Origin of the sequence: Bradyrhizobium sp. (assembly GCF_035701725.1) — a bacterium.
Classification (GTDB): Bacteria; Pseudomonadota; Alphaproteobacteria; order Rhizobiales; family Xanthobacteraceae; genus Bradyrhizobium.
This window is the reverse complement of sequence record NZ_DASSRP010000359.1, coordinates 1-10,767: the sequence shown is the minus strand read 5'-3', so window position 1 is coordinate 10,767 and position 10,767 is coordinate 1. Positions and strand designations below refer to the sequence as shown.

The 10,767-nt window shown below is 62.5% G+C and carries 10 protein-coding genes; 7 read left to right on the top strand and 3 right to left on the bottom strand.

The features are described 5' to 3' along the window. Positions 1-204 precede the first annotated feature (204 nt). The 3 genes from VFL62_RS21520 (at position 205) to VFL62_RS21510 (ending at position 3,791) form a co-directional block, all read left to right on the top strand. Positions 205-621, top strand: a complete 417-nt coding sequence (locus tag VFL62_RS21520) for a lipocalin-like domain-containing protein (protein WP_325174406.1) — start codon at positions 205-207, stop codon at positions 619-621. Positions 622-874: 253 nt separating this feature from the next. Continuing rightward, positions 875-1,870 (top strand): ABC transporter substrate-binding protein, encoded by a 996-nt coding sequence (locus VFL62_RS21515; protein ID WP_325174405.1) that lies wholly within the window; start codon positions 875-877, stop codon positions 1,868-1,870. A 1,018-nt stretch (positions 1,871-2,888) separates the two neighbouring features. Beyond that, positions 2,889-3,791 (top strand): hypothetical protein, encoded by a 903-nt coding sequence (locus VFL62_RS21510; protein ID WP_325174404.1) that lies wholly within the window; start codon positions 2,889-2,891, stop codon positions 3,789-3,791. 237 nt (positions 3,792-4,028) lie between these two features. Here VFL62_RS21510 and VFL62_RS21505 read toward each other — a convergent pair whose 3' ends face one another. Next, positions 4,029-4,931: an alpha/beta fold hydrolase gene (locus VFL62_RS21505; RefSeq protein WP_325174403.1), complete on the bottom strand. Its 903-nt coding sequence runs from the start codon at positions 4,929-4,931 to the stop codon at positions 4,029-4,031. A 210-nt stretch (positions 4,932-5,141) separates the two neighbouring features. Between VFL62_RS21505 and VFL62_RS21500 the strand changes: the two genes are divergently transcribed. From VFL62_RS21500 to VFL62_RS21490, 3 genes are read left to right on the top strand one after another with little or no spacing between them, the layout of a single operon-like run. Next, complete coding sequence (locus VFL62_RS21500) at positions 5,142-6,530, top strand: class II 3-deoxy-7-phosphoheptulonate synthase (protein WP_325174402.1); 1,389 nt, start codon at positions 5,142-5,144, stop codon at positions 6,528-6,530. Positions 6,531-6,533: 3 nt separating this feature from the next. Beyond that, a complete protein-coding gene (locus tag VFL62_RS21495) occupies positions 6,534-6,887 on the top strand; it encodes a diacylglycerol kinase (protein WP_325174401.1) in 354 nt (117 codons plus the stop codon). Positions 6,888-6,932: 45 nt separating this feature from the next. Next, positions 6,933-8,690, top strand: coding sequence for an NAD+ synthase (locus VFL62_RS21490; protein ID WP_325174400.1), 1,758 nt, complete (start codon positions 6,933-6,935; stop codon positions 8,688-8,690). Positions 8,691-8,706: 16 nt separating this feature from the next. On the opposite strand, the gene VFL62_RS21485 is transcribed toward VFL62_RS21490, so the two are convergent. Then, positions 8,707-9,831 (bottom strand): DUF2865 domain-containing protein, encoded by a 1,125-nt coding sequence (locus VFL62_RS21485; protein ID WP_325174399.1) that lies wholly within the window; start codon positions 9,829-9,831, stop codon positions 8,707-8,709. A 78-nt stretch (positions 9,832-9,909) separates the two neighbouring features. Between VFL62_RS21485 and VFL62_RS21480 the strand changes: the two genes are divergently transcribed. Further along, on the top strand, positions 9,910-10,161 hold the full coding sequence (locus VFL62_RS21480; protein ID WP_325174398.1) for a hypothetical protein: 252 nt from the start codon (positions 9,910-9,912) through the stop codon (positions 10,159-10,161). On the opposite strand, the gene VFL62_RS21475 is transcribed toward VFL62_RS21480, so the two are convergent. Further along, positions 10,152-10,457 carry a hypothetical protein gene (locus VFL62_RS21475; protein WP_325174397.1) on the bottom strand — a complete coding sequence of 102 codons (306 nt, stop codon included), beginning with the start codon at positions 10,455-10,457 and terminating at the stop codon, positions 10,152-10,154. The genes VFL62_RS21480 and VFL62_RS21475 overlap by 10 nt on opposite strands. Positions 10,458-10,767 lie beyond the last annotated feature (310 nt).

Genomic DNA, 10,767 nt, shown 5'->3' with positions numbered 1-10,767 from the left:
CTTCTTTGCCGATATCGACGCCAATTGAGGCTAGGGGCGATTTAACACTATCCATGGGCTGCTTCTCCGGTTGCTGCGGGGTAGTCTTTGCAGACTATCTCGGCGGGGGAAGCAGCCGGTCCATCCCATTAGCGGGCATCGTCCCCTAGCGTGACCGCATGCGGGTATGCTTTGATTTTGCGCTTTGAAGTTGGGGGGAGAACTTTGTCACAGCCGGAAATTATCGGGACTTGGTTGGTTGAGGACTTTTGGTGCGAAATCGATACCAAGGTGCGGACGTATCCCTTTGGACCCAATCCACGAGGTGTTCTGATCATTTTGGAAAATGGTCGGATGGCAGCGGTATTTTCGGCGCGCACCTCTTTTCAGATCAGTTCGGAACTCGACAAGGCGCGGGCTTATGATAACTCAATAGGCTATTCGGGCCGGTACAGGCTTGAGGCGCCCGATCGCTTTGTAACTCAGGTCGATGTGTCGTCCTGGCCTCATTGGTTTGGAACGACGCAAGGCAGGACATACTCCATCAACGGTAATCATCTGGAAATCATCAGCGATCCGGTGCGCGGACCAAATGGCGAGAATGTCATAGTGAAGGTATCGCTGGTTAGAGAGGTGGCCTAAGCAGCTCCCATACGTGAGGTCGCCTGTTGGCCCCTCGGTGGACACCTGTCATCCGTCCAGTCATGTCGGCCATTCCGTGCATCGCAGACGTCACCGTTCGGATCGATCAATTCTGAGGTAGCCGACGCGAAAGCGCTCGCACCTTGCGAGACGAGTGCCGCCTTTCTCCTGTAATATTCCGGCCGCAACGTCTTTTGCTCAAAGTTGTTTCTACGAAAGGTCCGCGATGGTCCGCTTCGGTCGATCTGCATTGATGGCTCTGGTTCTGCTTGTCGCCGTCACGGTGCACGGCTCGGCGCAGCAAGCCGGGCCGCAACAGACCAGCCCAGAGCAAACCAGACTAACCGTGATGGTCTATCGCGGCGGCCAGAATCTTCCGTTGTTCGTCGCGCAGGAGCAGGGCTTCTTTCAAAAGCACGGCCTGTCGGTCGATCTCATCAATGCGCCGAACTCCGATGAACTGCCGAAAGGTCTGACCGATGGACGGTGGCAGATCATCCACAGCACGTCGGACAACGCGGTCAAGATCGTGGATGTCGACGGACTGGACGTTGCGCTGATCATCGGCGGCGACAACGCCCATAACCACGTGATCGCCCAGAAAGACATCAAGTCGTTCGCCGACCTCAAGGGCAAGACCATTGTGCTCGACGGCGCGGACACCGGTTACGCTTACGTGATCTACGCGATCCTGGAAAAATACGGACTGAAGCGAGGCGACTACAACCTCAACCTGGTCGGCGCCACGCCGAAACGGCTTGAAGCGCTGTTGAACGATCCGAACAACAAGGCCGGGATGATCAACCCGCCGTTCTCGATCCAGGCGGTGCGGGCCGGCCTCGTCGATCTCGGGACCACGGTCTCATTCATCGGCCCCTACCAGGGGCCGGCCGGCTACACCCGCCGCTCCTGGGCCCGCGAGCACAGCGATACGCTCGTGAACTATCTGCAAGCTTATATCGAGGCGGTGCGCTGGACGCTGGACAAGGCCAACCGCGCGAAGGCCACCGAGATCCTGGCAAGACGCTTGTCGTTGACATCTGACGTCGCAGAGGACGTCTACGCGATCGTGACCGACGAAACCGAAGGCTTCGCGCGCGATGGAAAATTCGACCTCGAAGGATTCAAGAACGTGCTGGCGCTGCGCGCCGCCTACGAGGGCAAACCACCGCGAGATCCGCAAGCCTACCTCGACCTCTCCTATTATGACCGCGCGCTGCGGGCGCTGAACGAGGGCGCGGCCAGGTAGGGCCGCGAGAAACTCGAAAAGGATTCCGGCTGCTTCGCATCCGCTGTCCAGCCCTCGCGAAAAAAATATTTCGCTCTGCCCGTCGGGCAAATCATCTCTACAAGCTCGCGCCATCCCGGCCCGATCGAGGGGCGCTTCGCGATCGTCACGAAACGTTGGGCCGGAATGCGATGGACGCGGACGACGCCAACGACGAAGGCGCCGTTCGCGGACGGCGAAAGCGTGTGGTCCTGGCATCGCGACGCTGATGCCAAGTTTTCGTGACGATGCTGGCGCATCGCACGAGACGACGGTGGCAAAAAAGCCCGTTCACCGGGGAGAGCGCGCCATAGGCCGTTAAAACCATTCGCGTGCGGGAATGCCGGATGTTGCGGCGGACTCGTGGTGACTAACTCGTGTGCTTTCTATCTTTTGCACGCGAGGCTGCGGGTGCGCATGAGCACCGGCATTCCCCACGCCCTCCTTGGGCGGAGAGATTTGGATCAACCCGGATGTCTCAGCATCGCGGGGAGGGTGTGTCTGTGCTTCTGCGACGTCATTCCGGGGCTCGCGAAGCGAGAGCCCGGAATCCATCTCTCTACGTCCGTTGCGGTCCGATGGATTCCGGGTTCGCATCTTCGATGCGCCCCGGAATGACAGAGGGCGAAAGCGAGCGTGCCTTTGACGCGCCAGCCACGCGGGAAGGTAAGGGTGGTCTGAAGTCACCTCGTCATTGCGAGGAGCGGGAGCGACGAAGCAATCCAGCCCTTGTTTGATTCTGGATCGCTTCGCGTTCGCTCGCGATGACGGGGAGGAGCACGAACCTTGCAAAAGTGCCAGCGCCCTAGTGGACAAGGATCGCGCGGAGCGTACTGTGTGCGGCGTTACGCAAGTTTCCCTTCGGTTTGTCTGACACAACTAGCGGGAGTACTTCGCAATGACACTTTTCAGTTTGGTGCATTTCTCACCCCGGCACAAAGACTTCTTTCGATCGCGCCCAAGGCGAGCGGCGCCTGCGATCGGCCTTGCGGGTGCTCTGTTGCTGACGCTGCCTTGCCAAAGCCTCGCGCAACAAGCCCCCGACTGGGGACAGTGGGAGGAGGCGGCCAAGGGCTCCGACAACTTCAAGCCGTTGCCGGGCATCGGATACGGCTCCGGCGTCTGTCAGGGTTACCAGCTTGCCGGCAAACACGTGTACTGGCGCTGCATGCCCCGCTGCAAAGGATCCGCCGGCGTCGTCGGCGACTTCTGCTGGGAAGCGGTCTCGGACGCCATTTACACCTGTCCCGCGCCCGCAAAGGGCTTCCGGCAGGCAGAGAAAATCCGCTACTCGAATGTTCGCTGTGGCAAGAAGGATTGGCTCGTCACCAAGCGCCTCGCCGACTCCTACGAGGAGACGTGGCAAAAGAGGGTCGAGGATCCGCCGGAGCTCACGAGCGAGACGCCGCCCCAGAAAGAGGACGATCTGCCGACGACGTCCGACGGCACCAAACTGAGCTGGGGCGGCAGTGGGCCGCCGTGGGCGCCGCAGGAGGCCGAGAAGAAGGACGACGCCAAGACTGAGACCGGCAAGACCGACACCGGCAAACTCGATACGCCCAAAACGGACACCCCCAAGACGGACACCCCCAAGACGGATACGCCAAAGACCGATACAGCCAAAACCGACACCAAGACCGACACCGGACCGAAGACGGCCACCGGCGGCGGCTCTTCGACGACGCCATCCAACGCCAAGAAGGGCAACAAGAAGGAAGTCCGCAACAAAGGCGGCGGACGCACCATCGACCGCTCGAGGGGCGGCGATGACATCGACCCGGACACCGCCGCCGCCATCGGCATGGGGGTCATGTACGGGCTCGGCGGATTTGGCCGCGGTCACATGGGCGGCGATCGGATGGGCGGTGATCGCATGGGCGGCAGCCGCATGATGGATCGGTGAGGAAGGGAGAGCGCGTCGCGCTGGCACCTTCAGCCGTCACTCCGGGGCGCGCGTGAGCGCAACCCGGAGTCCATTTGTCCACCTGCGCCGCGGCTCGATGGATTCCGGGCCTGCGCCTTCGGCGCAAATAGCTTCGCTATTTGTCGCGACGGCGCATCCCGGAATTACGCAAGAGGCTGTTTGACATTCGAATAGAGAAGCGCGGCCGAGAAACCGCGCAAGCGCCAACCGGCGCCGCTATTCCGCCTCCAGCCACTCGGCGGCTCCCCGCCACAGCGTGTCGCGGTGCTCGGGGCGGAAGAAGCCGAGATGGCCGATCGCGGCGGTATCGGCATCCTTGGGCGTGATGGTGATGATCTCGGGCATCGTCGCCTTGAAGCCGGACGCCAGCAGTTCGACCGCCGGGCGCGTCGCCCAGGGATCGTCGGACAGGCAGATCGAGCGCAGCGCGCCGGTGTAATTGGTGAAGTTCGACAGCGCCTTCAGGTTGGGTTCGTCGAACAGATAGCGTTCGCTCATTACCCAGCGCGTCCATTGCTCGAACACGCCCTTCGGCAGGTCCTCGCCGACGCCGGCCCAGCCCGGCATGTAGCCGAGCACGCGGGTCAGCGGCATGCCGATGAAGTTGAGCAGCGCATAGACGCGATAACGTTCAGGCGAAGCCATCAGCTTCCAGTAGCCGGCCTGCGCCGCAATGAGCAGCGCGCGGCTCACCTCGGTGTTGTTGGGAAGCAGCCCGAGCGCCTGGCCGCCGAAGGAATGGCCGACATAAGTCAGCGGCAGGGTGCGGTAGCGCTCGCGCATCCAGGCGACGGCAGCGGTGATGTCGAGCGCGGCCCAGTCGACCATCGAGGCCTTGAAGCCGACCAGCGACTTCGGTTTGACGTAGCCTGTCACCGCGCGCTGCCGGGAATCGCCAATGCCGCGATAGTCGTAAGTCAGAACCGCGCTGCCACGGCGGGCGAGGTAACTGGCGAATTTGCGGTAGATCTTGCGCGGGACGGCGGTGGCCGAATTGATCAGGACGGCGTGCTGCTTGGCGCCGCGCGGCAGAAACAGCGTGGCGCCGAGCGCGTAGCCGTCGGCGGCCGGAAAGGTGATATCGTCGATGAAAACGTCGTCGATTTCGGCCTCACGCACCGCGATTTCCCCGTTCCCCGCGCGTTGAGGTAGCAAATTCGAATTCGGCTTTGGGGGCAAGGGGTTGACGGCGGGGCTCCGGTCATTGCTTTAAGACCGTAGCGAATAAGCGACACTTCCGTCGTACTAGCGATTGGCGGCGGGCCTGTGTATATAGCGGCCTCCCGCTCAACGCGAAAAGTAGCGGTTTTTTCTCAAGGAGTTAACGTCATGTCCAAAGCATGGACACCCGATAGCTGGCGTAGCCGGCCGGTGCTGCAGATGCCCCAATATCCCGATGCGAAGGCATTGGCGGATGTCGAGGCGCAGCTGGCGACGTTTCCTCCGCTGGTTTTTGCAGGTGAGGCGCGGAACCTGAAAAAGGCGCTTGCGCGCGTTGCCGCCGGCGAAGCGTTCCTTTTGCAGGGCGGCGATTGCGCCGAAAGCTTCGCCGAGCACGGCGCCAACAACATCCGCGACTTCTACCGCGTGCTGTTGCAGATGGCGGTGGTTTTGACCTACGCCGGCGCGGTGCCGGTGGTGAAGGTCGGCCGCATCGCCGGCCAGTTCGCCAAGCCGCGTTCCTCGCCGACCGAGAAGCAGAACGGCGTCGAGCTGCCGAGCTATCGCGGCGACATCGTCAACGACATCGCCTTCACGGCGGAGGCGCGCACGCCCGATCCGCAGCGCCAGCTGATGGCCTACCGCCAGTCGGCGGCAACGCTCAATCTGTTGCGCGCATTTGCCACCGGCGGCTTCGCCAATCTCGGCTCGGTGCATCAGTGGATGCTGGGTTTCCTGAAGGATTCCCCGCAGTCGCGGCGCTACAAGGAATTGGCCGACCGCATCTCGGATGCGCTGAACTTCATGCGCGCCTGCGGGCTCGATCTTGAAAGCCATCCCGAGCTGCGCGCGACCGACTTCTACACCAGCCACGAGGCGCTGTTGCTCGGCTACGAGCAGGCGCTGACCCGGGTCGATTCCACGACCGGCGACTGGTACGCGACCTCGGGCCACATGATCTGGATCGGCGATCGTACCCGCCAGCTCGATCACGGCCATGTCGAATATTTCCGCGGCATCAAGAACCCGATCGGGTTGAAGTGCGGTCCCTCGCTCAAGCCGGACGAACTGTTGAAGCTGATCGACGCGCTCAATCCGGACAACGAGCCCGGACGGCTGACACTGATCAACCGCTCCGGCGCCGACAAGATCGGCGAATCCTTGCCGGGTCTCATCCGCGCGGTGAAGCGGGAAGGGCGCGTCGTGGTCTGGTCGTGCGATCCGATGCACGGCAACACCATCACCTCGACCTCGGGCTACAAGACGCGGCCGTTCGACCGCATCCTGTCCGAGGTAAAGTCGTTCTTCTCGATCCACGCGGCGGAAGGCACCCATGCCGGCGGCGTACATCTGGAAATGACCGGCCAGGACGTCACCGAATGCATCGGCGGCGCGCGGGCGATCACCGACGAGGACCTCAACGACCGCTATCACACGGTGTGCGATCCCCGGCTCAATGCCGAGCAATCGATCGACATGGCCTTCCTGATCGCCGAACTGCTGAAGCAGGAACGCGCCGGCAAGGTCAATCCAATGCCGGCTGCATCGGGGCTTTAGACCTTGCTGCGACTCTGGCGGGCCACGATCAACACGCGAAACGGGCTCGTCTTTGCGATCCGCTCGGAAGCGGCCGTGCGCGAGGAGATCGGCGCGCTGTTTCTCTCCTTGCCGCTCGCCTGGCTGATCGGTACCTCGACGATGCGGCGGATCGAACTCGTTGCCGCCGTGGTCATGGTGCTGATCGTCGAACTGCTCAACACCGCGATCGAGAAGCTCGCCGACCGCCTGACCACCGATCACGATCTGCAGATCGGGCGGGTCAAGGACATGGGATCGGCCGCGGTCGGCGTCGCGCTGGTCACCGCCGGGCTGTTCTGGCTGTTTGCGGTCGCCGAGCGCATGGGCGTCATCTAAAGGTAGCGAATTGCAGTTTGGCCGGATCATAGGCACCTTTCATTCATGACCGAACGCGCCGAACAGTTTTCGATCACTTTGGCCCAGTTGAACCCGACCGTCGGGGACGTGAAGGGCAATGCCGCCAAAGTGCGCGCCGCACGTGTGCGCGCGCGCGCTGACGGCGCCGACCTCCTGGTGCTGCCGGAACTCTTCATTGCCGGCTACCCGCCGGAAGATCTGGTGTTGAAGCCGGCGTTTCAATCGGCCTGCCGGACCGTGGTCGAGGAACTCGCCCGCGAGACCGCCGATGGCGGACCGGCCGTGCTGGTCGGCACGCCCTGGGTCGATGACGGCAAGCTCTACAACGCCTGCGCGCTGTTGGACGGGGGCCGCATCGCGGCGATCCGCTACAAGGTCAATTTGCCGAACTACGGCGTGTTCGACGAAAAGCGGGTTTTCGCCCGGGGGCCGGTTTCCGGTCCGGTGACCATTCGCGGCGTCCGGGTCGGCGTGCCGATCTGCGAGGATACCTGGCTCGAGGAGTCCGCGGAATACGAGAACGTCGTCGAGTGCCTGGCCGAGACCGGCGCCGAAATTCTCATCGTGCCGAACGGCTCGCCCTATACCCGCGAGAAGGTCGACATGCGCCTGTCGATCTCGGTGGCGCGCGTCACCGAAAGCGGGCTGCCGCTGGTCTATCTCAACCAGGTCAGCGGCCAGGACGAACTGGTTTTCGACGGGGCGTCGTTTGCGCTCAATGGCGATCTGTCGGTCGCGGCGCAATTGCCGGCGTTCGAGGAGAACATCACGACGCTGCGCTGGCACAAGGAGGCCAGTGGCTGGCGCTGCAACGGGCCGGTTGCGGATTTGCTGGAAGGTGACAAGGCCGACTATGCGGCCTGCGTGCTGGGTCTGCGCGACTACGTCAACAAGAACGGGTTTCCCGGCGTCCTGCTCGGCATCTCCGGCGGCATCGATTCGGCGCTCTGCGCGGCGATCGCGGTCGATGCGCTCGGCGTGGAACGCGTGCGTGGCGTGATGCTGCCGTTTCGTTTCACCGCGCAGGTCTCGATCGACGATGCCGCGAAGCTCGCGAACCGTCTCGGCTTTCGCTACGAGGTCTTGCCGATCGCCAAGGCGGTGCAGGGCTTCGAAGAGATCCTATCGGACACGTTCACGGGCCTGCCGCGCGACATCACCGAGGAGAACCTGCAGGCGCGCACCCGCGGCACGCTGTTGATGGCGATCTCCAACAAGACCGGCGCCATGGTCGTCACGACCGGCAACAAGTCGGAAATGTCGGTCGGCTACGCCACGCTGTACGGCGACATGAACGGCGGCTTCAATCCGATCAAGGATATCTACAAGACCGAGGTGTTCCGCCTCTCCAGTTTGCGCAACATCTGGAAGCCGAACGGCGCGCTCGGCCCGTCGGGCGAGGTGATTCCGCCCAATATCATCACGCGGCCGCCGACCGCCGAATTGCGCGAAAACCAGACCGACCAGGATTCGCTGCCGCCATACGACGTGCTGGACGGCATTCTCGAGCGGCTGGTCGAGCGTGAGGAGCCTTTGGCGAGCATTATCGCCGCGGGTTTCGATCGCGAGGTGGTCACGCGGATCGATCGCCTGCTCAACATCGCCGAATATAAGCGGCGGCAGGCGGCGCCGGGCGTCAAGGTGACGCGCCGCAATTTCGGACGCGATCGCCGTTACCCGATCACCAACCGCTTTCGCGACGACGGTCACCCGTTGCGTCAACCGGACGATACGCTCGTTTCGCGCGCCGGGCGCGGATCGGGGGAGGCGTTCGACGGCTAGTGTTGAGGCGAGAATCTTAGCGCGGCGGGATAAAGGTCGGCCCGACGGTGCGGATCTGCTTGTTGTCGGACGAAGGCTCGGAAGCCGCTGGCGTGCCGGGCGCTGAAGCCGGTGCCGACGCTGAATCCGGAGCTGCGGTAGCGACCGAGCCCTTCTTGCCGGATTTCGGCGGGGGCTGCGACATCTTCTTGGCGCTCTCGTCCGTGACGATGATGTCACCTTGTTGCTGGGCGGCGGCCTTGTCGTCGATGTTCTTGAGCGCGTCGGCCCAGGTTTGACCGGCGGCCTTGCAGGAGCAGGTGGGGTTGAATTCCTGGCGGAATTTGAATGCGTTGGGCGACGACGTATAGGCTTGCCCGCTGATCGAGACGGCCTGGTTCATGTCTTCACCGGGATTGCGGTAGGCGTAGAGATTGGCCTCGGTGGCCGGGCACAGCGCTTTGCAGGTCTTCTCATCGTCGGCAAAGCGCCCCGGCACGGTGGCAAACGAAATCGGGAAATAGCCGCCGTCACAGGATCGGACGCAGACGGTGCGGTAGGTGCCGGATGGCGCGCCGGCATCGGGCGGGATGGGGCTATAATTATTGTTACCGCCGAACAGGTTATTGAGGAAATTGCCCGGGCCGTTCTGTTGCTGTTGGACGGCGGCGGCATATTGCGGTCCGCAGTTGTTCTGCGCGAGCGCCAATAGCACCGAACGACGCTGGTTTTCGCGATCGCTGCCGCCGAGGCCGCCGCTGCGCAGGCGCTCGAGATTCGTGGTGATCTGATCGAGATTTGCGCGCATCTGTTGAATTTGATTGTTCACCGGACCGCATTGCGCATTCTGACCATTGAACAATGAAAAGAAGCCGGAGCTCTCGCAGCCCATCCGCTTGGCTTGCACCGTGATGCGGTCGAGTTCAGCCTGCTGTCGTGCGGCCGAGTCCTGATAGCGGCGGATCTGCTCGTCTTTTGCGGGGTCGAGGCCGCCACGGTCGATCGAGGCCAATTGGGCCTCAAGCCGCGGGCACATCGGGTTGGCGGCGCCGGGCGGAGGCGGCGGCGTTTGTGCGCTGGCATTGGCGCCCACGAGGGTAGTGGCGAACAGCGCCGCGCGGACCACGGAGAGGGAAGAGGTGACGATCGATTTTTCAGGCATGTCCCGCCGTTAGGGCAATTCCGGGCACCCTTGGGTCACGCCGGCTTGCGGCCAGCGGCCGCGATTGAGAATTCGGGCGTGCTTTACCTGCTTCTCGGGGCGACGTCACGTCGTTTCGGCGGCAATAGTGCGGTCGATGGGTATTTGCCGCAATCTTGCCGCGAAGCGCGGGTGCTCGGTTCAGCTCCAAAACCATACTGGAATCTTGAGCTTGGCGGCGTTCCTTCGCTTGTGATGTTCGCGCAGCGTTGCGCCTCCCAATACCAATGTCTGAAAGGAACCGGCAAGCGGCCGAAGTTGGAACTGGAACTGCGACCTAATCAGCGCTGACAGGTAATGGCGATGTACTCGCCGCAGCCCAGACGGCCGCAATGTTCATGTTCCTTCGGCACAGAGCCTGTGATTTCGTCGGGATCGACCCGGCGATAGGAGGAAGCCTGCGCGAAGTCCCGCGACCGACAATAGGACTGTGCGGCATGGGCTCCGCACTTCTCGCCTTTGGCGAGGCACTGGTCGACCCCATAACCGTCCGGCTGGTTGGCGATGATGAAAACCCGGCTGTCAGCCCATGCTGCCGACCCGGCAAAGAGGGACGCGCAGGCCAAAAGGACTGAAATAGACCGCATTGCTGCACCGTTGGAGGAAGGGATGATTGCGACACACGATAGTCGCGATACGTAAATAATGATTAACCTCGTGAGGGGCGGTGGCTTTGGTCACCCAAAACGGCTTTTCTGGGGCTCTTGACGTCCTCCCCATCACTGCCTCATGGTGTTTCCCATGAACGGTCTCCTCGCCATTTGTGGCATTTGCCGCGAGATTATTAGCTAGCGATTCGCTGGCTGAGGCCGTCTTTTCTCAAACGAGATGATTTGACGCCCGGCCGAAAGGTTGCGGGAATTCCATGGAACTACGCCTTTACGATACGCTGAGCAG